Source organism: Escherichia sp. F1 (assembly GCF_046764225.1).
Classification (GTDB): domain Bacteria; phylum Pseudomonadota; class Gammaproteobacteria; order Enterobacterales; family Enterobacteriaceae; genus Escherichia; species Escherichia coli.
Genome location: NZ_CP177202.1, coordinates 3371996 through 3393637 on the forward strand (window position 1 = coordinate 3371996; position 21642 = coordinate 3393637).

The window sequence follows — 21642 nt, forward strand, 5'->3', positions numbered from 1 at the left end:
ACATATTAAGAAACAAACCCGACGCCAAAAGACGCAAATTGTTTATATCATCACGCTTCAGCTAATGTATATTTATGCAATCAGACAGCATATTGCATAAATAATCAGATCTGTATCAAAGTTTTAACTTTAAGGAAACACAAGCACGCCGCGCAACTATTACGTGACGTTGCAGTCAATTGTGGAATTATTATGAATAAACACGCATCACAGCCGCGCGCTATTTACTATGTCGTTGCGCTGCAAATCTGGGAATATTTTAGCTTTTACGGCATGCGTGCCCTGCTGATTCTCTATCTCACCAATCAACTAAAATACAACGATACTCACGCCTACGAGTTATTTAGCGCCTACTGTTCGCTGGTGTATGTCACGCCAATCCTCGGTGGCTTTTTGGCGGATAAAGTTCTCGGCAATCGCATGGCGGTGATGCTGGGGGCGTTGTTGATGGCGATCGGTCATGTGGTGCTGGGTGCTAGTGAGATCCATCCGTCATTCCTCTATCTGTCCCTGGCGATTATCGTCTGCGGCTATGGCCTGTTTAAATCTAACGTAAGCTGTCTGCTCGGCGAGCTGTATGAGCCAACCGATCCGCGTCGTGATGGCGGTTTCTCGCTGATGTATGCGGCGGGTAACGTGGGGTCTATTATCGCACCTATCGCCTGTGGTTACGCCCAGGAAGAGTATAGCTGGGCGATGGGCTTTGGCCTGGCGGCGGTTGGCATGATCGCGGGTCTGGTCATTTTCTTATGTGGCAATCGTCATTTCACTCATACCCGCGGCGTTAACAAAAAAGTACTGCGTGCGACAAACTTTCTCCTGCCGAACTGGGGATGGCTGCTGGTTCTGCTGGTGGCAACGCCTGCGCTGATTACCGTATTGTTCTGGAAAGAGTGGTCGGTATACGCCTTAATTGTCGCGACTATTATTGGCCTGGGTGTACTGGCAAAAATTTATCGCAAAGCAGAAAATCAGAAACAGCGTAAGGAGCTGGGGCTGATTGTGACGCTCACCTTCTTCAGTATGTTGTTCTGGGCCTTCGCACAGCAGGGCGGCAGCTCGATTAGCCTTTATATCGACCGCTTCGTTAATCGCGATATGTTTGGTTATACCGTTCCGACCGCGATGTTCCAGTCGATTAATGCCTTCGCAGTTATGCTGTGCGGTGTGTTCCTGGCGTGGGTGGTAAAAGAGAGTGTCGCGGGTAATCGTACCGTGCGCATCTGGGGAAAATTTGCTCTTGGTCTCGGCCTGATGAGCGCCGGATTCTGCATTCTGACCTTAAGCGCCCGCTGGTCCGCAATGTATGGTCACTCTTCTCTGCCACTAATGGTGTTAGGCCTGGCGGTGATGGGCTTTGCGGAACTGTTTATCGACCCGGTTGCTATGTCGCAGATTACGCGCATTGAAATCCCTGGCGTGACTGGCGTATTAACTGGCATTTATATGCTGCTTTCCGGCGCGATTGCGAACTATCTGGCTGGCGTGATTGCCGATCAGACATCGCAGGCTTCGTTTGATGCTTCCGGGGCGATCAACTACTCCATCAATGCATATATTGAAGTATTTGATCAAATTACCTGGGGCGCACTGGCGTGTGTAGGAGTGGTGTTGATGATTTGGCTGTATCAGGCGCTGAAATTCAGAAACCGCGCGCTGGCGCTGGAGTCTTAACAGGCCAGCACCGATGCCTGATAAAACGCTCGCTGCGTTTTATCAGGCTCCTTTCCTCGCTTCTTCGTACGCTGCCAGCGTTCGCAGCCTTGCCTCTTTGTGATCAACTATCGGTTGCGGATAATCCAGCGTCACACCTGCTTTCTGCGCCCACTTCCACGGCTCATGCACCGCTTTCCCTGGTACATCGCGCAGTTCCGGTAGCCACCGGCGGATAAACTCGCCTTCGCGGTCAAATTTCTCGCCCTGGGTTGTCGGGTTAAAAATACGAAAATACGGCGCTGCATCGGTTCCGGTTGAAGCGGCCCACTGCCAGCCACCGTTATTAGCTGCCAAATCACCATCAATCAGCTGCGACATGAAATATCGCTCGCCTTCGCGCCAGTCGATCAACAAATCTTTCACCAGAAAACTGGCTGTAATCATCCGTAGCCTGTTATGCATCCAGCCAGTGCTGTTAAGCTGACGCATGGCAGCATCGACAATCGGGTATCCCGTTTTGCCTTCCTGCCAGGCCTGTAAATGTGCGGGATTGCTCTGCCACTGCACACGATCCGTCCAGGCAATAAACGGACAATGTTTACACAACGAGGGGTAATACGTCATCAGATGACGGTAGAACTCGCGCCAGATCAGCTCACTAAGCCAGACACTACCGGCCCCACCGTCCAGCGCCTGCGGCTGTTCCGCCAACAAGCGATGCAAACACTGGCGAGGCGATAACCCGCCCGTTGCCAGGCTGGCGGACAAACGACTGGTGCCTTCCACTGCCGGAAAATCTCGTTGTTGCTCATATTCTCCGGCACCGTTCTGGCAAAACTGGCGTAATTGCGCAATCGCAGCTTTTTCTTCCACCGGGAAATGCGCAGTATCGAAAGGCTGACGAGGATAATTCAGCGTAATGGATGGCGCGGGATCTATCGATCCACTACTACGTACTTTTGGCGCAGCGACGCACTCCGGCATCCCTTCCCGCAGCCGTTTCAGCCAGGCGTTTTTAAATGGCGTAAAGACTTTGTACATCTCATGATTGCCAGTCATCACCGCCCCCGGCGGCAGGATCACGCTGTCGTCAAATCCTTCACACACCACGTTACGCAGCGTTCTCTCAACCTGCGCATCCCGCGCCCGCTCATTCACCTCATACTGATAGTTATAAAACAGATGGGTAACACGATTTTCCGCGCACACCTGTTTAACTATTTCGACGCTGGCAGCAAAGTCATCCACTTCATGAAACAGCAAAGGAATGCCTTTTTCCGCCAGCGCGATTTGTAGCCCATTCAGTTGAGCATTGATAAGTTCAGCCTGACGCGGCGACACATTATGCGCCGCCCACTGGCGTGGGGTAGCGATATACAACGCCAGCACGCGCGCAGACGAATTGCGGCAGGCGGCAGCCAGCGCGAGATTATCGTGCTGACGTAAATCCTGGCGAAACCAGACCAGATGGGTAGTCATAAAACTCCTGCATGGCGCAAGTTAATCACACGCGGCCAAAGTTCGAAATAACGCTGCCCTGAAAGCCAGGCGTCAGGATAAAGCGCCATATAGTGTTTGATACGCATCAGCGGCGCAAGAAGCGGTTGCTCGCCACGGCGATAACTGTCGATAAGCGCCGCCAGCTGCTGGCGTTCTGTGGAATCAATATGCGGGCGAAAATACCCCTGAACGTGCATCAAAACGTTGGTGTGATCGCGCGGGTTGGCGGGATGAGAAAGCAAAACAATTACGCGTTGGCGGTACTGGCTGTAAAAATCATCCAGATTTTGCCACTGATGAATATCAGCCACAAACGGGCCAAGTTTGCGGTACTCCGGCTGGGAATGGGCCAGAAAGACGAGTTTATAGCGGCTGTGATAATCGTTGAGCGCCCCGCGCGTTAAGCCATGTTCTTTCAGTCGATGTAACTCATAAAGCGCGAAGATACGGATTAGGGTGCTTTCATCAAATCGTTGCTGATTCATTACTGCTCCTGAGATATTAACAGGAGTAAGTGTAGACGTTGGGAAATGATGTTTGTGAAGTTAATCCTGTTGTAGCAGGGCAAGATTACGAAAGCACGCTCCCCGCAAGGACTGACGCCAGATAGTTTCTGTCCATGGCTGCCCTTTCCATTCAAACGTGAAATCAATAAGTTCATCAGGGACATCGCAAACAATATGAAGTCAGATTTCTTCTCTGCCGTGACTCTTTTCACTCATTGCGTAACTGTCATGCTCTGGATTATTTAATTCTTTCAGTGGAATTTTTTCCTCAAAGGCTTTATTTAGCCGCCCCTGATTTCCTTTTACAGCGAATAAATAATCACCTCCCTGTTTTTGTATCTTCTCTGCAATATCTTTCTGGCAACCCATCGCATCAGTTGTGATAATTTTTCCTTTAATATCAAACATGTTAAGAAGTTCAGGGATAGCTGTAATCTCAATACCATTTTCAAAATCACCATATTGCTTCAAAAAATCGAGATGTGTTTCCCCGAAATCCTCTATATCTTCCCAACCTTCTGCACCAGAAATAACGTCACAAATAGTCAACAGTAGAATATCAGACAATTTATGTTCCACTTTCCAGGCTTGTCTGTAATCTGGGATAATAGAAATATGCTCCATCAATTTTTTAAGTTCCATTTTGTTCTCCTTAATTATGTAAGGAGTATTTGATCATGTATAAGCAATAAAAAACAGCTTTAGGTAATGAGGAATATCTCAAATCTTAAACATAAAATGCCAATTATTTAGTACAAAAAAGTAGCGTTACGTGATCTTTCCCTAAAACGCAGACCCAGTTGTGCATAGTACACATGGTACGCAACAGCCTGCGGTTCGTGACGTGGAAAGACTATAAAGCGGTAACCCGTGACCTGAAACAGGTTTACCGCGCGGCCACGGCAGAAGGCGTGTTGCAGGCGCTGGATGCGTTCGGGAAGGAATGGGATGCACGGTACCCGCAGATAAGTCGCAGCTGGCGGGCAAACTGACCGAATGTTGCCACCTTCTTCGTGTACCCGGAGGCGATCCGAAAGGTTATCTACACCACTAACGCAATCGAATCGCTGAATAGCGTCATCAGACATGCGATAAAGAAAAGGAAAGTGTTCCCGACAGATGAATCGGTGAAAAAAGTGTTGTGGCTGGCTATCCAGTCAGCCTCACAGAAATGGACGATGCCACTTCAGGACTAGCGGATAGCCATGAGTCGCTTTATTATCGAGTTCGGTGACCGCCTTGACGGTCACTTCTGAGAAAGGCATTTACACAGAATGATGGACAGGCTCAACGGGAAGGCTACATGCCTTCCCGTTTTATATTAATCACCCGGCTTCTCCCAACATTTTATTTTTTCTATTTCTCTCTCAATATCATCCATATCATCATCTCCAAGATCGGTATTAAAATTTTCAGTAATAACCCTTCTTATTTCAGCCAACCGATGTGTAATATTTTTATCATCAATAAATTTAGTGGTTTCTTTAAAGTAAGAATTCAACAATTTATCATCAATAACGTTCTGTTCTATACCATTGAAATAATACCTTGCAATATTCTTAAGTGATATCAATATGTACTCTACCTCACTTAGAATATAAAGGGCATCCTTCCCGGGTATATTAATTACATCATTGTTTTTATTCATATTATTTACGCCGAGTTATTTTTGCATTATCAGAAAGAACAATATCACCTTTCACAGTCAATTCATCTATATGGTATCGAGGGTTTGTTACCCACTCTAATTGCTCGTTAGGTACATCTGTTTCCACATAATCTCTACCTTTCCCACGACCTATTTGATATTTCGCCTCTATGTCTACTTGACTGAGTGGTTTTTTATTCGCAGGTTCCAAATATACACGACCGTTATCATGCGCCTTAATTATCCCACTTTCAGCAATCGCATTTGAACCTTTACGATTAGTATAATGCCGCACACGAGTAGTTCCATTACAGAGCTCTTTTTTTAATCCGAGTGGATCAATATATTTCAGCGGATTAGGCGCATAAGCATATAAGTTCAGCCCACCCGCCAGCCCTATCGGATCCGTTACCATGAACCGCCCGACATCCGGATCATAGTACCTGTGCAGATTGTAATGCAGCCCTGTTTCCCTGTCGAGGTACTGTCCCTGGTAGCGCAGGTTCTGCTCCACCCCGCCGTGGTCCTTCTCCTGTATCGTGTTACCCCAGACCTGATACCCCGTCTCCCACACGATTTTCCCGTCACTGCCCGTCATCTCTTCCGGCGCACCGTTCACATCCGTGTGAAAATACAGTATCCGGTTCGGGCCCTCTTTGCCCGCCTTATCCACCCGCGCCAGCGGTTCATAACTCCCCGGGTCGCTGTAGATATACAGGCTGCTTATTCCCTCCGGCCTGCTCTCCTGCGCCAGCCGCATTCCGTCCCATAAAAATGCCGTCCGGTTGTACGGTTTACCGTCAGGGCTGATGTGCTGTTTTTCCGTCCGCCTCCCCAGCGCATCGTACACATACCGGTACGTTCCCCGCGCTGTCGTCACTTCCACCATCCGGTGTTCCGCATCATAACGGTAACTCTGCGTGCCGCTCCGCCCCTCCTTTTCCACCGTCCGGCCAAATTCGTCGTAACGGTAGTGCACACCACGGTAAGACATCAGCCGGTTGAACGGCACCACGCTGTTTTCTGCCGTGGCCCTTTCCCCCGCGCGCCGCGCCAGCAGGTTTCCCGCCGCGTCGTACTCCCAGCTCGCCAGATACCCCTCATCCTCCGAGCGGCACGCCGTGATGCGCCCCGTGGGGTCGTAGAAGTAATCCGTTTCCCCCCGCCGGCTGTGCCGCGTCTTCAGCAGTTCATCCTCGCCGCTGTAGCTGTACTGCCGGTCCGTGAACGTCTCCGGTACCACCCCGCGCATCCCGCTGTATGTCTCCCTGCGCTTCAGCCGCCCGGCGGGGTCATAAAGCTGCCGCGTGCTCAGTCGCCCCTGGCTTCTGAGCACTTCACGGTGCAGGTGGTCGCGCGTGAACTCGCTGATGACTTCCCGGTCCAGATTTATCTGCTGGAGATGGCCGCTGCCGTAGTACAGATGACGCTGCGTTCTGCCGTCCGGAAAGGTGGTGGCTGTCCGGTTGCTGAGTTCATCGTACTGATGGGTCAGGACGCCCTGCGCCGTCTCCTCGGTCAGCATCCGCCCCAGTCTGTCGTAACTGAAACGGATAATCTCCGGTGCGTCTGTTTCCCCGGCATCCGACCGTCGGCGGCGGATTTCCAGTAGCTGGTCTGCCGCATCATGGACGTATTCCGTACGGCTATCGGCTGTCTCCTTTGCCGTGAGCCGGCCCGCCGCATCACGCTCCAGCCGGTGGCGGATTTCAACGCCCCGGTCCCCGGTGAACACCACTTCCGTGACCGCGTTCAGCGCGTTGTAACGGTACGTCTGGCGGCAGCCGTCCGGGTTTATCTGCTCCGCCAGACGGTCCAGCACATCATGGCGGAACCGGTAGCTTTCTCCGTTCTCGTTTGTCAGCGTGACCAGACGCCCGTAAGCATCGTACCCGAACGCCGTCCTGCGCCCCGTCGCGTCCGTCCGGCTGCGCACCCGGCCCTGCCCGTCCCGCTGCCAGCGCGTTATCCTCCCCATCGGGCTGGTGTACTTCACCAGCCTGCCCGCCGCGTCCGACTGGTAATTCACCGTGCGGCCGTCCGCCAGTATCACCTCCGTCAGGTGGCCGCTGTCGTCATACCCGTAGCGCGTGCTGTGGCTCTGCGCGTCTGTCATCCGTATCAGCCGCGTGCGTTCGTCGTAGAACCAGGCCGTCTGCGAGCCGGAACAGTCCGTGTGCCGCATGAGCTGTCCGTCTTCGTTCCACTGAAGGTATTTATTCCCCCCACGGGCATCGGTTATCTGCACCACCTGACCGTGGCGGTCATACTGATACCGGGTGTTCTGCTGCAGCGGGTCGGTTACCGCAAGAAGATTGCCGCGTTCATCGTACTCACAGCACCAGCTGTTCCCCGCCGCGTCCACCTCCGTTTCCGGCTGGTGCCACACCGGGTGCCACTGTGTCTGTGCCACCCGCCCCAGCGGGTCGTGCGTCTCCGTGATATGCCCCTGCCGGTCATACACATAGCGCCATTTGCCGCCCTGCGCATCGGTCATTCCCAGTAACAGCCGTTCTTCGTCGCTCCAGCGGAACGTCGTCACCTGCCCGGCTTCGTCCTGGTACGCCGTCACCTGGTTCTGCGCGTCCCACTGATGATAACGCGTGCGCCCCAGCCCGTCCGTCACGCACAGCCTGCGTGCCGCCAGGCTCCACGCCAGCCGGTACTGTTCACCGCTGTCCGTGTGGTGCCCCGTCACGCGCCACGCTGCGTCATCCGGGCCTTCATACCAGCCCCACTGGTAATAATACCCTTCGCCGCCCGGCTGGCGGTGCAGGGTCATGCAGTGGTTTTCGTCGTAAGCAAACTCACGCAGCAGGTGCCCCGTGCTGTCGTACACGCCGTTCAGGTCGCCGGCCTCGTCATAGCGGTAACGACGCAGCAGTAAAGGAGCCGTCTCAGGGAAATGCTGATAAATCTGTGTCACCCGCCGGGGATGCGCCGCCAGTTCATAATGCAGACGGATGCACGGGCGCTGCTGTTCACCGCTGATTTGCGTGATGCGCCCCAGCTCGTCGTAGTACAGATTCAGACAGTTGCTGTTGCGGTCGCCCAGCATTTTCAGCCGCTGGCGCTGCGGGTGACGCGGGTCGGCCTCAAACAGAAAAAACTGCCCGTCATCGCTGCTGATAAGCCAGTGCCCCTGCTCACCCCGCCGTACTGCCAGTCCTTCGCCGGGGCTGTAAAACCCGCTCCCCGGCAGCACGGCCTCCATATCCAGGCGTCGTCCCATGCCCGACACAAAGGTCATACAGTTTTCGTCAGCAGTACCCGGCGTGCGCTCGAGGCTGACTTCATACATCACACTCCAGCCCTGACCGAACATCCCTTCCGTGCGGTCGTCACGACTGCTGTACACGCGCTGCCAGTCCAGCGGAAAGTGGCCCGGCAGACTGAAATCGAAGTCATCGTCATCGGCCAGGTATTTGGCCCCGGTGGCGGCATTGACCGGATGCGGAAGGGCACTGATGGCCTTCTGCGTCATCACCCCCATCCCGACACTGGCAGCAAAACAGGCGATTTTAGAAAGCATTTTGCCCGGGCGAAGAAACATCAGCGCCACGGTTGCCACCAGGGTTATCTGCGACCTGCCGCTTCTGATATCCCTGACCACCAGTAACGGACCGCCAATGCGGACATCCGGTGACACAAACGCCCCGTTCCCCGGCTCATTCACCACCCTGGCCTCGCAGGTACAGCGTGCCCCGCTGCGCGCCGCCGGCTGGCTGTTGATACGCACATCCCGCGCGCCTTCCGCGATATATTCCGCTGCGGGCGGTTCATCATCGCCTTTGAACAGATTACTGATGCTGCCAATAACCGCATTCACTCCCTGAAAGGCGGTTTCCAGCATACCGCCCGGACTCAGCAGGTTAAGGGCCGTTCCCAGGGGGTCATCCAGAAAGGCGGCTTTTTTTTGTGCGAGAAACTGCGTCAGTGAGGAGGGATGTTTATGGCAGTCGATTTTATCGTCAGGGGTCGGGGTGGAGCCCGGGGCCGCACTGGCCACGGTGGGCTGCCATAGTTCCGACACAAAATGTGTCACGCCATCCACCATTTCAGAACGCCCTTCTTCCGTACTGAGCTGGTCGTGCAGCGCCCGGGACATCAGCACAGGCCCTGTCACCGGGTTAACCGCCAGGGCTATGGCCCCCGCCATTTCCAGATATTCCCCGGCCACATCCAGGAACGTTCTGGCATCCTCCTGACGCTGCGCTTCTTCCTGTTCCGCCTTCGCCTGCGCCTCCTGCGCCTCAATGTCCTGCCGCGATGCCGCAGTCGCCGCGGCCCGCGCGGCAGGTTTGCTGTTGATCCATGTGTCGCCAGAGCCGGTGAGGATGTAACCTTCAATCTGAGGCGGGAAAAGCATATTTGCGAGGTCTGAACAGACTTCGCTGACCGTGTCTGTCACGCCGGTGTACACCATCGCCACACCCGCCACAAAACCGGTCAGCACGACGGCCGTGCACCCCATCGTGATCCCCACTGACGCCGCCAGTAACGAGGTTGTGCCGACAATGAGGGCATCAATAACGACATTTGCGGCCACCTCCAGCACCGCCCCCAGCACATCTGCCATAAACGACGTATGCAGCAGGGCATCACCCTGCCTTGCCGCCCAGAATGCCTCTTCCATGTCCCGTTCCCTGTGTGATTAATTCGTCCCGGCTTCCTGCCGCATCCTGAAGCGCAGATTCTTTTTAATTTCAGCCCAGCGCGTCATATCTGCCGGGGTCAGCGGTGTGGTTCTGGCGTAGGTGAAGGCCATCATGACCCGCTCACCCGGCAATACAAATGCCACCTGACACTGGTACACCTGCTCGTTACCCCGGAGAAACTGGCTCTGTATTTGCAAACCGCCTCATTGAGATAATATTCCGGCATAATAGAAGTCGTCCTTTTTAATAAATGAATTATTTATTGACAGGTTCTGTTTTTTAATCATGAATGTAATGTCTATCACCGCTTTACAGCACTCTTTATCTTTCAAGCCGTAATCACTAATAACATTAAGCAATTACCCATATTTACAATGACCGGAACTGATATGCCGTTATGTATTTAACAATCCCAACATATTCACCATACCAATAAAATCACGAGTAACAAACACGCTACCGCCTCCATATAAAAAATGGACAGCTTATAAAATTGCATCTTGCATAGAAAGGGCTGAGATATCGAGTGTATTTTAATTATCAACTATAAATGTTGAATATTTTCATTAACGGAAACACATCTTATCCCATTAGATATGTTAACAATCAATTATTCTTAACATATCACTAAAGTATATATTACTCTCTTTACTATCTGTTTTTATTGCGGTAGCGATATTAATAGCAAAATTCGGAATTTATTTAGATGCTGGAATAAGAAAAAGTGATGGCGGCTTTCTCATCTTACCCTGTAGTTTCAGGAAAGTGTGTAAGAAAGGATGCAACCTGACTGGAGATTTATGAGGATCTAGTTGCTTAGAGCGACAATGAAGGTGAACGCATCCAGAGTAGTCCTATGAAAGGATACTATTGAAAATTGATGCTAAAACAGTGATTAAATGAACAACACCATGGAACCCGTTGATTCAAAACGCCTAAACCAGCCCCCTGATACGAGGCTGGCTTAAACGCGCAGACAATCAGTAAAAATCACCAGTTGCCTTTTCGGCCTGATCCATCCACACCGGTTTATCGCTGGTTTTCGACCAGACGCGGTGCAGGTAGCTGTAAAAGCGGGCGCGATCTTTCCAGAAAAGCATGAAAGGCAGCGCCAGAACGCCCGCTGCAACCGCATAAGTACGGCGTAAAAAGATAAGCCATGCAGGATATTCTCTGTAGAGTTCCATACTTTTCTCCCCCTTTTGTATCTACCCGGTGAATGGCACCGGAAAAATGAATTTGTTTATCTGATGAAAATAGTACCGCCTTTTGTGTAATTTTACTACTCATCCGACCACTTATTTTTGCTTATTGATGGTTTATTTACATTCACACTGTAATTAAGTTACACAAAGGTTAAATTAATACTAAACATTAGTTAAATCATGGCTTTTGCCATTTTTATACTTTTTTTACACCCCGCCCGCAGATTTTTGCGAAATCTTTGCAGCCAGAATTCTACTCTTCCGGTATCACTTTTAGGCCACTGGAGGTGCACTGTGAGTGCAGGCGTGATAGCCGGCATGTTGCTGGTGTTTTTATTACTGGGTTATCTGGTTTATGCCCTGATCAATGCGGAGGCGTTCTGATGGCTGCGCAAGGGTTCTTACTTATCGCCACGTTTTTACTGGTATTAATGGTGCTGGCGCGTCCTTTAGGCAGCGGGCTGGCGCGGCTGATTAATGACATACCTCTTCCCGGTACAGCGGGTGTTGAACGCGTACTTTTTCGTTTACCTGGCGTCTCTGACCGTGAGATGAACTGGAAGCAGTATCTCTGTGCCATTCTCGGCCTGAACATGCTGGGGCTGGCGGTGCTGTTTTTTATGTTGCTCGGTCAGCACTATCTGCCGCTTAATCCACAGCAGTTGCCAGGGCTGTCGTGGGATCTGGCGCTGAATACCGCCGTCAGCTTTGTCACCAATACCAACTGGCAATCTTATAGCGGTGAAACCACGTTGAGCTATTTCAGCCAGATGGCTGGCTTAACGGTGCAAAACTTTCTTTCTGCCGCCAGCGGGATTGCGGTGATTTTTGCCCTCATCCGTGCGTTTACCCGCCAGAGCATGAGCACACTCGGGAATGCCTGGGTCGATCTGCTACGCATCACGTTATGGGTGCTAGTCCCTGTGGCGTTGTTGATCGCACTGTTTTTTATTCAACAAGGTGCGCTGCAAAACTTTCTGCCCTATCAGGCGGTGAATACCGTTGAAGGAGCGAAACAGCTGTTACCAATGGGTCCGGTGGCTTCTCAGGAAGCGATCAAGATGCTCGGCACTAACGGCGGTGGCTTCTTTAATGCCAACTCGTCGCATCCGTTTGAAAACCCAACCGCACTGACCAACTTCGTGCAGATGCTGGCGATCTTCTTGATCCCAACAGCGCTGTGCTTTGCCTTTGGTGAAGTGGCGGGCGATCGCCGCCAGGGGCGCATGTTGCTGTGGGCGATGTCAGTGATTTTTATCATCTGCACAGGCGTGGTGATGTGGGCAGAAGTTCAGGGTAATCCGCATCTGCTGGCACTGGGCGCGGACAGCAGCATCAATATGGAAGGTAAAGAGAGCCGTTTCGGCGTGCTGGTCAGTAGCCTGTTTGCGGTCGTGACTACGGCGGCTTCCTGTGGCGCGGTGATTGCGATGCATGATTCGTTTACCGCTCTCGGTGGCATGGTGCCGATGTGGCTGATGCAAATTGGTGAAGTGGTATTCGGCGGTGTCGGTTCTGGTCTTTACGGCATGATGCTGTTTGTTCTGCTGGCGGTGTTTATTGCCGGGCTGATGATTGGTCGTACACCGGAATATCTGGGTAAAAAAATCGACGTACGTGAGATGAAACTGACTGCACTGGCGATTCTGGTTACTCCAACACTGGTGCTGATGGGCGCTGCGTTGGCGATGATGACCGACGCCGGACGTAGCGCCATGCTCAACCCTGGCCCGCATGGTTTTAGCGAAGTGCTGTACGCCGTGTCATCCGCCGCTAACAACAACGGCAGCGCCTTTGCCGGATTAAGCGCCAACTCCCCGTTCTGGAACTGTTTACTGGCGTTCTGCATGTTTGTCGGTCGCTTCGGGGTGATTATCCCGGTGATGGCAATTGCCGGTTCGCTGGTGAGTAAAAAGAGCCAACCCGCCAGCTCCGGCACGCTGCCAACGCACTGCCCGCTGTTTGTTGGCCTGTTAATCGGCACCGTATTGCTGGTTGGCGCACTGACCTTTATCCCTGCCCTGGCGCTTGGTCCGGTGGCGGAATATCTCTCCTGATGATATTGAGTGAGCACTGAATATGAGTCGTAAACAACTGGCGCTATTCGAACCAACACTTGTCGTTCAGGCGCTGAAAGAAGCGGTGAAAAAATTAAACCCGCAGGCGCAATGGCGCAATCCGGTGATGTTTATCGTCTGGATCGGCAGTCTGCTGACCACCTTTATTAGCATCGCAATGGCAAGCGGTGCGATGCCTGGCAATGTGCTGTTTAGCGCGGCAATTAGCGGCTGGCTGTGGGTCACCGTACTGTTCGCTAATTTCGCCGAGGCGCTGGCAGAAGGCCGCAGTAAAGCGCAGGCCAACAGTCTGAAAGGGGTGAAAAAAACTGCCTTTGCCCGCAAGCTGCGTGAGCCGAAATATGGCGCTGCGGCGGACAAAGTTCCCGCCGATCAACTGCGTAAAGGCGATATCGTACTGGTGGAAGCTGGCGATATTATCCCCTGCGATGGTGAAGTCATTGAAGGGGGCGCATCGGTCGATGAAAGCGCCATCACCGGGGAATCGGCACCGGTGATCCGTGAATCCGGCGGCGATTTTGCCTCCGTCACTGGCGGCACGCGTATTCTTTCTGACTGGCTGGTGATTGAGTGTAGCGTTAACCCCGGCGAGACATTTCTGGATCGGATGATCGCGATGGTGGAAGGCGCACAGCGACGTAAAACGCCGAACGAGATTGCCCTGACCATCCTGCTGATTGCCCTGACTATCGTCTTTTTACTGGCAACCGCCACGCTGTGGCCATTTTCCGCGTGGGGCGGTAATGCAGTCAGCGTAACGGTACTGGTGGCGCTGCTGGTCTGTCTGATCCCAACGACCATTGGCGGTCTGTTGTCAGCGATCGGCGTCGCCGGGATGAGTCGGATGCTGGGCGCGAATGTGATTGCCACCAGCGGACGTGCAGTTGAAGCGGCGGGTGACGTTGACGTCCTGCTGCTGGATAAAACCGGCACCATCACACTCGGTAACCGTCAGGCGTCGGAGTTTATCCCCGCGCAGGGCGTGGATGAAAAAACGCTGGCTGACGCCGCACAACTGGCTTCGCTGGCTGATGAAACGCCGGAAGGCCGCAGTATTGTGATCCTCGCCAAGCAACGTTTTAACCTGCGCGAGCGCGATGTGCAGTCGCTCCATGCCACCTTTGTACCGTTTACTGCGCAAAGCCGGATGAGCGGGATCAACATCGACAACCGCATGATCCGTAAAGGTTCTGTCGATGCCATTCGCCGCCATGTTGAGGCTAACGGTGGTCACTTCCCTGCCGATGTCGATCAAAAAGTCGATCAGGTTGCGCGTCAGGGGGCCACGCCGCTGGTGGTGGTGGAAGGTTCCCGTGTGCTGGGCGTTATTGCGCTGAAAGATATCGTCAAAGGCGGTATTAAAGAGCGCTTCGCCCAGCTGCGCAAAATGGGCATTAAAACGGTGATGATTACCGGCGATAACCGTCTGACTGCCGCCGCGATTGCTGCGGAAGCGGGCGTCGATGATTTCCTCGCCGAAGCGACACCGGAGGCCAAGCTGGCATTGATTCGTCAGTATCAGGCAGAAGGCCGTTTAGTGGCGATGACCGGCGATGGCACCAACGATGCTCCGGCGCTGGCGCAGGCAGATGTCGCGGTGGCGATGAACTCCGGTACTCAGGCGGCGAAAGAAGCGGGCAATATGGTGGATCTCGACTCTAACCCGACCAAGTTGATCGAGGTGGTACATATTGGCAAACAGATGCTGATGACCCGTGGCTCGCTGACCACCTTCAGCATTGCCAACGATGTAGCGAAATACTTCGCCATTATTCCGGCGGCGTTCGCGGCAACGTATCCGCAGTTAAATGCGCTGAACATCATGCGCCTTCATTCGCCCGACTCCGCCATTCTCAGTGCGGTCATTTTCAACGCCTTGATTATCGTCTTTTTGATTCCCCTGGCGTTAAAAGGCGTGAGTTATAAACCGCTTACCGCTTCTGCCATGTTGCGCCGTAACTTATGGATTTATGGTCTGGGTGGGCTGCTGGTGCCGTTTATTGGTATCAAAGTCATTGATTTACTGCTGACCGTTTGCGGTCTGGTGTGAGGTTTACCATGCGTGGATTACGTCCGGCATTATCGACATTTATCTTTCTGTTATTGATTACTGGCGGCGTTTACCCGCTGCTAACCACCGCGCTGGGGCAATGGTGGTTTCCCTGGCAGGCCAACGGTTCGTTGATTCGTGAAGGTGATACGGTGCGCGGTTCGGCATTAATCGGGCAGAATTTTTCCGGCAACGGCTATTTTCATGGTCGCCCGTCGGCAACGGCAGAAATGCCCTATAATCCACAGGCTTCTGGCGGGAGCAATCTGGCGGTCAGTAACCCTGAGCTGGATAAACTAATAGCCGCACGCGTTGCTGCATTACGGGCCGCTAACCCGGATGCCAGCGCGAACGTTCCGGTTGAACTGGTGACGGCGTCGGCAAGCGGGCTGGACAATAACATCACCCCGCAAGCGGCAGCCTGGCAGATCCCACGCGTGGCGAAAGCGCGTAATCTCAGCGTTGAACAGCTCACGCAACTGATCGCAAAATACAGCCAACAACCGCTGGTGAAATATATCGGCCAGCCGGTCGTCAACATTGTCGAACTCAATCTGGCGCTGGATAAACTTGATGAATAACGAACCCTTACGTCCCGACCCCGATCGTCTGCTGGAACAAACTGCCGCGCCGCATCGGGGGAAGCTGAAAGTTTTCTTCGGTGCCTGTGCGGGCGTCGGGAAGACCTGGGCGATGCTGGCAGAGGCCCAGCGACTGCGGGCGCAAGGGCTGGATATTGTGGTTGGCGTGGTTGAAACCCACGGGCGGAAAGATACCGCCGCAATGCTGGAAGGGCTGGCTGTTCTGCCGCCCAAACGCCAGGCGTACCGTGGGCGGCACATCAGCGAGTTTGATCTCGATGCCGCCCTCGCCCGCCGTCCGGCACTGATCTTAATGGACGAACTGGCGCACAGTAATGCGCCAGGTTCTCGTCATCCTAAACGCTGGCAGGACATCGAAGAGCTGCTGGAAGCTGGCATTGATGTTTTCACAACCGTCAACGTTCAGCATCTGGAAAGTCTGAATGATGTGGTCAGCGGCGTCACCGGAATTCAGGTACGGGAAACCGTGCCCGATCCTTTTTTCGATGCCGCCGACGACGTGGTGCTGGTGGACTTGCCCCCGGACGATCTGCGTCAACGGCTGAAAGAAGGCAAAGTCTATATTGCCGGGCAGGCGGAACGCGCCATTGAACATTTTTTTCGCAAAGGCAATCTGATCGCCCTGCGCGAACTGGCACTGCGCCGTACTGCCGATCGCGTAGATGAGCAAATGCGCGCCTGGCGGGGGCATCCTGGCGAAGAGAAAGTCTGGCACACGCGCGACGCGATCCTTTTATGCATCGGCCATAACACCGGCAGCGAAAAACTGGTCCGCGCGGCGGCGCGGCTGGCGTCACGGCTGGGAAGCGTCTGGCACGCGGTGTATGTTGAAACCCCTGCCCTACACCGCTTACCGGAGAAAAAACGTCGGGCAATTCTCAGCGCCTTACGTCTGGCGCAGGAGCTGGGCGCAGAGACGGCAACGCTTTCTGATCCAGCGGAAGAGAAAGCGGTAGTGCGTTATGCCCGTGAACATAATCTCGGCAAGATTATTCTCGGTCGCCCGGCCTCGCGCCGCTGGTGGCGTCGGGAAACGTTTGCTGACCGACTGGCGCGAATCGCCCCCGATCTCGATCAGGTGCTGGTCGCGCTTGATGAACCACCCGCCCGCACGATTAACAACGCGCCGGATAGCCGCTCTTTTAAAGACAAGTGGCGGGTACAGATTCAGGGATGCGTGGTTGCCGCCGCGTTATGCGCCGTTATCACCTTAATTGCCATGCAGTGGCTGATGGCGTTTGATGCCGCCAACCTGGTGATGCTGTATCTGCTTGGCGTGGTGGTGGTGGCACTATTTTATGGACGCTGGCCTTCGGTGGTTGCCACCGTCATTAATGTGGTGAGTTTCGATCTCTTTTTTATCGCCCCACGCGGCACGCTCGCCGTCTCTGATGTGCAATATCTGCTGACCTTCGCGGTGATGTTAACCGTCGGGCTGGTGATCGGGAACCTTACTGCTGGCGTGCGTTATCAGGCGCGGGTAGCCCGTTACCGCGAGCAACGCACACGGCACTTATATGAAATGTCGAAAGCTCTGGCTGTGGGCCGCAGTCAGCAGGACATCGCCGCCACCAGCGAACAATTTATTGCTTCCACGTTTCATGCCCGCAGTCAGGTGTTGTTGCCCGATGACAACGGTAAATTGCAGCCGTTAACACATCCGCAAGGAATGACGCCGTGGGACGATGCCATCGCGCAGTGGAGCTTTGATAAAGGCCTGCCTGCGGGCGCGGGCACCGACACGTTACCCGGTGTACCGTACCAGATTTTGCCGTTAAAAAGCGGTGAGAAAACCTACGGACTGGTGGTGGTGGAGCCGGGGAATCTGCGCCAGTTGATGATCCCGGAACAGCAACGCCTGCTGGAGACGTTTACGCTGTTAGTCGCCAATGCCCTTGAGCGGCTGACACTGACCGCCAGCGAAGAACAGGCGCGGATGGCAAGCGAACGAGAACAGATCCGCAACGCCCTGCTGGCGGCGCTTTCGCATGATTTACGCACGCCGCTTACGGTGCTGTTCGGTCAGGCAGAAATCTTAACGCTCGATCTGGCGAGCGAAGGATCGCCCCACGCCCGCCAGGCCAGCGAGATTCGTCAGCATGTGCTGAACACCACCCGACTGGTGAATAATCTACTGGATATGGCACGAATTCAGTCCGGCGGCTTTAATTTGAAGAAAGAGTGGTTAACGCTGGAAGAAGTGGTCGGCAGCGCGCTGCAAATGCTGGAACCGGGTTTATCGTCGACCATCAATCTTTCTCTGCCAGAACCGCTGACCTTAATCCACGTTGACGGGCCACTCTTTGAACGGGTGCTGATTAATCTGCTGGAGAACGCGGTGAAATACGCGGGTGCGCAGGCCGAAATTGGTATCGATGCCCACGTTGAGGGCGAAAATCTACAACTGGATGTCTGGGATAATGGCCCCGGTCTTCCGCCAGGCCAGGAGCAGACGATATTTGATAAGTTTGCTCGCGGGAATAAAGAGTCGGCGGTGCCGGGTGTAGGGCTTGGGCTGGCAATTTGTCGGGCGATTGTGGATGTACACGGCGGCACCATTACCGCGTTCAACCGACCGGAAGGTGGTGCCTGTTTTCGTGTTACACTTCCCCAGCAAACTGCCCCTGAACTTGAAGAATTTCATGAGGATATGTGACAAACGTTCTGATTGTTGAAGATGAACAGGCTATTCGTCGCTTTCTGCGCACAGCGCTGGAGGGCGACGGGATGCGCGTCTTTGAGGCCGAAACGCTGCAACGCGGCTTGCTGGAAGCGGCAACCCGTAAGCCAGATTTGATTATTCTCGATCTCGGCCTGCCCGATGGCGATGGAATTGAGTTTATCCGCGACCTGCGCCAGTGGAGCGCAGTGCCGGTGATTGTGCTTTCCGCACGTAGCGAAGAGAGCGACAAAATCGCCGCGCTGGATGCCGGAGCGGATGATTACCTGAGTAAGCCATTTGGTATTGGCGAATTGCAGGCACGTCTGCGCGTCGCTTTACGCCGCCACTCCGCCACCACCGCGCCCGATCCGCTGGTGAAATTTTCCGATGTTACCGTCGATTTAGCGGCTCGTGTGATCCATCGCGGTGACGAAGAGGTGCATCTCACCCCGATTGAGTTTCGCCTGCTGGCGGTGCTGCTCAACAATGCCGGAAAAGTGCTCACCCAGCGCCAGCTCCTTAACCAGGTGTGGGGGCCAAACGCGGTCGAACACAGTCATTATTTGCGTATTTATATGGGGCATCTGCGACAAAAACTGGAGCAAGATCCCGCCCGGCCTCGCCATTTCATTACTGAAACCGGTATTGGGTATCGGTTTATGCTTTAGGGTCTGAATTGCCGGATGCGGCGTGAACGCCTTATTCGGCCTACAAAATCGCGTAAATTCAATATATTGCACCATCCTCGCAGGCCTGATAAGCGTAGCGCATCAGGCAGTCATAAGTAAAAAAGGGCGATCTTCCGACCGCCCCTTTTTTATTTAATGTGTTTACGCGTTTTTCAGAACTTCGCTAACAATCTCAACCGCTTCTTTCTCAATCTGCTTGCGATGTTCTTCCCCAAGGAAGCTTTCACAATAGATCTTATAGGCGTCTTCCGTGCCTGACGGACGCGCGGCGAACCAGCCGTTGTCAGTCATCACTTTCAGACCGCCGATAGAAGCACCGTTGCCAGGCGCAGCGGTCAGGCGCGCGGTGATCGGGTCACCTGCCAGGGTGCTGGCGCTCACCATTTCCGGAGACAGTTTAGACAGCGCCGCTTTTTGTGCGGAAGTCGCGGCTGCCTGCAAACGGTTGTAGCTCGGCGCACCAAAGCGTTTTGCCAGTTCGTTGTAGTGTTCCTGCGGATTCTTACCGGTGACAGCGGTGATTTCCGCCGCCAGCAGACACATGATGATGCCGTCTTTGTCGGTGGACCACGGCGTGCCGTCGAAACGCAGGAAGGAAGCCCCTGCGCTCTCTTCGCCGCCAAAGCCGAAGCTGCCGTCGAACAGACCATCAACAAACCATTTGAAACCTACCGGGACTTCTACCAGCTTACGGCCCAAGTCATTGACCACACGGTCGATCATCGCAGATGAAACCAGCGTTTTACCGACAGCAACATCTTTGCCCCACTGCGGACGATGCTGGAACAGGTAGTTGATCGCCACCGCCAGGTAGTGGTTCGGATTCATCAAACCTGCCGGAGTGACGATACCGTGACGGTCATAATCCGGGTCGTTAGCAAACGCCAGATCGAACTTATCACGCAGTGCCAGCAGGCCCGCCATCGCACACTCGGAGGAGCAGTCCATACGGATCGCACCGTCTTTATCGAGGTGCATAAAGCGGAAGGTTTGATCGACCTGATCGTTAACGATGGTCAGGTTGAGGTTGTAATACTCGCCAATGCGCTTCCAGTATTCGATACCGGAACCGCCCAGCGGATCAACGCCCAGCGTCAGGCCCGCTTTCTGAATCGCCGCCATATCAACGATATCGGCCAGACCTTCCACAAACGGCTGCACCAGATCCTGCTCTTTCACATGACCGGATGCCATCGCTTCGTCGAGGGAGATACGCTTCACACCTTTCAGGCCATCGGCCATCAGTGCGTTGGCCCTGTCTTCCACCACTTTGGTGACGTTAGTATCAGCCGGGCCACCATTTGGCGGATTGTACTTGATACCACCATCTTCCGGCGGGTTATGGGACGGTGTAATCACGATACCGTCTGCCAGCGGGCCACCTTTTTTATTGTGAACCAGGATGGCATTGGAAACGGCAGGCGTCGGAGTGAAGCCATTGTTTTCCTGCACAATAACATCTACGCCGTTCGCTGCCAGCACTTCCAGTACGGAAATGAACGCAGGCTCGGACAGGGCGTGAGTATCTTTACCCACATAGCAAGGGCCAGTGATGCCGTTTTTCGCACGTTCTTCAGCAATTGCCTGAGCGATCGCCAGAATGTGCGGCTCGTTAAAGCTGTGGCGCGCTGCACTGCCACGGTGACCGGAAGTACCGAATTTCACCGCGTGCTCCGCATTCCCTGCTTCTGGTTTCAGTACATAATATTGCGCCGTCAGTTGGGCGACGTTAATCAAATCACTCTGTTGTGCAGGTTGGCCTGCACGATTGTGGATTGCCATTGCTTTGTCCTTTGTCTGCAACGTTTTAGATAGTTCCGCAAACCTTCTCAATCAATTCCGCCGGGAATTGCATCGACTGCATGATGTGTTCGATCATGCTGCATTTACGGCCGGTGTTGGTGTTGGTGATCACCCAATACGGCGTGCCAGGCACATGTTTCGGCTTGGTCTGATTACCATTTTTCAGCAGCGTTTGTTCATCTGCCGCAAAGTAAACGCGTGTACGACCGTGCAACGATTCCGTTGCCTCGGCAAACGCCTGGGCGTCAAGAGAATATAGTGTAGACAACAGCAGCATGAAGCGATTGACCGCTCGCTTTTGCTCTGCGTATTCGTCCGAAAGCAGAAGTTCACGCATTGCGCGAACCTTGTCTTTAATCGTTTTGACCGGCTTCGCTTCGACGATAGCAGGTGACGCAACGCGAACCTCTTTCGTCACCGGAGCAGCAGGCTGTGATGCGGCGGAAAATTTCAACATACGCCGTAAAATGTCGGATGCGCTCTCGCCGATATGCTTAGTGTGGCTGGCAATATAGCTGTAGAGTTCATCATCAACTTCAATCGTTTTCATCTTAATCCAGTGCAGTGTCTTAGCTGAATACAAGT

14 protein-coding genes and 3 pseudogenes are annotated in these 21642 nt (G+C 53.7%); 8 read left to right on the forward strand and 9 right to left on the reverse strand.

Annotated features, from left to right (window positions below; all coding sequences use genetic code 11):
• Nucleotides 1-192 precede the first annotated feature (192 nt).
• Nucleotides 193-1674, forward strand: coding sequence for a dipeptide permease DtpD (dtpD, locus tag ACK8NJ_RS16400; protein WP_001032697.1), 1482 nt, complete (start codon nucleotides 193-195; stop codon nucleotides 1672-1674).
• A 42-nt stretch (nucleotides 1675-1716) separates the two neighbouring features.
• Here the strand turns inward: dtpD and phrB are convergent, their stop codons facing one another.
• The 3 genes and pseudogenes from phrB to ACK8NJ_RS16415 form a co-directional block, all read right to left on the reverse strand.
• On the reverse strand, nucleotides 1717-3135 hold the full coding sequence (gene phrB, locus ACK8NJ_RS16405; protein ID WP_411961800.1) for a deoxyribodipyrimidine photo-lyase: 1419 nt from the start codon (nucleotides 3133-3135) through the stop codon (nucleotides 1717-1719).
• Nucleotides 3132-3641: a YbgA family protein gene (locus tag ACK8NJ_RS16410; RefSeq protein WP_219390933.1), complete on the reverse strand. Its 510-nt coding sequence runs from the start codon at nucleotides 3639-3641 to the stop codon at nucleotides 3132-3134. Before ACK8NJ_RS16410 ends, phrB begins: the two co-directional genes overlap by 4 nt.
• 141 nt (nucleotides 3642-3782) lie before the next feature.
• Nucleotides 3783-4304, reverse strand: a pseudogene (locus ACK8NJ_RS16415) (ISAs1 family transposase); the annotation flags it as partial.
• 149 nt (nucleotides 4305-4453) lie between these two features.
• Here ACK8NJ_RS16415 and ACK8NJ_RS16420 point away from each other — a divergent pair.
• Nucleotides 4454-4858 (forward strand): annotated as a pseudogene (locus ACK8NJ_RS16420) (transposase); the annotation flags it as partial.
• Between the two features lie 125 nt (nucleotides 4859-4983).
• Here ACK8NJ_RS16420 and ACK8NJ_RS16425 read toward each other — a convergent pair.
• From ACK8NJ_RS16425 to ACK8NJ_RS16440, 4 genes and pseudogenes are all read right to left on the reverse strand, one after another.
• On the reverse strand, nucleotides 4984-5310 hold the full coding sequence (locus ACK8NJ_RS16425; protein WP_001039055.1) for a hypothetical protein: 327 nt from the start codon (nucleotides 5308-5310) through the stop codon (nucleotides 4984-4986).
• 1 nt (nucleotide 5311) lies between these two features.
• Nucleotides 5312-9946: an RHS repeat-associated core domain-containing protein gene (locus ACK8NJ_RS16430; RefSeq protein WP_411961801.1), complete on the reverse strand. Its 4635-nt coding sequence runs from the start codon at nucleotides 9944-9946 to the stop codon at nucleotides 5312-5314.
• Nucleotides 9947-9964: 18 nt separating this feature from the next.
• Nucleotides 9965-10168 (reverse strand): annotated as a pseudogene (locus tag ACK8NJ_RS16435) (DcrB-related protein); the annotation flags it as partial.
• A gap of 780 nt (nucleotides 10169-10948) precedes the next feature.
• Nucleotides 10949-11155 (reverse strand): YbfA family protein, encoded by a 207-nt coding sequence (locus ACK8NJ_RS16440; RefSeq protein ID WP_000424924.1) that lies wholly within the window; start codon nucleotides 11153-11155, stop codon nucleotides 10949-10951.
• 312 nt (nucleotides 11156-11467) lie between these two features.
• On the opposite strand from ACK8NJ_RS16440, the gene kdpF reads away from it, so the two are divergent.
• The 6 genes from kdpF to kdpE are packed head-to-tail and all read left to right on the forward strand — an operon-like array spanning nucleotide 11468 to nucleotide 19233.
• Complete coding sequence (gene kdpF / locus ACK8NJ_RS16445) at nucleotides 11468-11557, forward strand: K(+)-transporting ATPase subunit F (RefSeq protein WP_277137656.1); 90 nt, start codon at nucleotides 11468-11470, stop codon at nucleotides 11555-11557.
• A complete protein-coding gene (kdpA, locus tag ACK8NJ_RS16450; RefSeq protein WP_328180612.1) occupies nucleotides 11557-13230 on the forward strand; it encodes a potassium-transporting ATPase subunit KdpA in 1674 nt (557 codons plus the stop codon). Before kdpF ends, kdpA begins: the two co-directional genes overlap by 1 nt.
• Before the next feature lie 22 nt (nucleotides 13231-13252).
• Complete coding sequence (kdpB, locus tag ACK8NJ_RS16455) at nucleotides 13253-15301, forward strand: potassium-transporting ATPase subunit KdpB (RefSeq protein ID WP_089647020.1); 2049 nt, start codon at nucleotides 13253-13255, stop codon at nucleotides 15299-15301.
• Between the two features lie 8 nt (nucleotides 15302-15309).
• Nucleotides 15310-15882, forward strand: a complete 573-nt coding sequence (gene kdpC, locus ACK8NJ_RS16460; protein WP_048969678.1) for a K(+)-transporting ATPase subunit C — start codon at nucleotides 15310-15312, stop codon at nucleotides 15880-15882.
• On the forward strand, nucleotides 15875-18559 hold the full coding sequence (gene kdpD / locus ACK8NJ_RS16465; protein ID WP_411961802.1) for a two-component system sensor histidine kinase KdpD: 2685 nt from the start codon (nucleotides 15875-15877) through the stop codon (nucleotides 18557-18559). Before kdpC ends, kdpD begins: the two co-directional genes overlap by 8 nt.
• Nucleotides 18556-19233, forward strand: coding sequence for a two-component system response regulator KdpE (kdpE, locus tag ACK8NJ_RS16470; RefSeq protein ID WP_000186073.1), 678 nt, complete (start codon nucleotides 18556-18558; stop codon nucleotides 19231-19233). The genes kdpD and kdpE overlap by 4 nt, the downstream gene beginning before the upstream one ends.
• A gap of 162 nt (nucleotides 19234-19395) precedes the next feature.
• On the opposite strand, the gene pgm is transcribed toward kdpE, so the two are convergent.
• Together pgm and seqA are read right to left on the reverse strand one after the other, a co-directional pair.
• Entirely contained in the window at nucleotides 19396-21036 is a 1641-nt protein-coding gene (gene pgm / locus ACK8NJ_RS16475) for a phosphoglucomutase (alpha-D-glucose-1,6-bisphosphate-dependent) (protein ID WP_001295675.1), read from the reverse strand.
• 25 nt (nucleotides 21037-21061) lie between these two features.
• Complete coding sequence (gene seqA / locus ACK8NJ_RS16480; protein ID WP_000848387.1) at nucleotides 21062-21607, reverse strand: replication initiation negative regulator SeqA; 546 nt, start codon at nucleotides 21605-21607, stop codon at nucleotides 21062-21064.
• Between the last annotated feature and the right edge of the window lie 35 nt (nucleotides 21608-21642).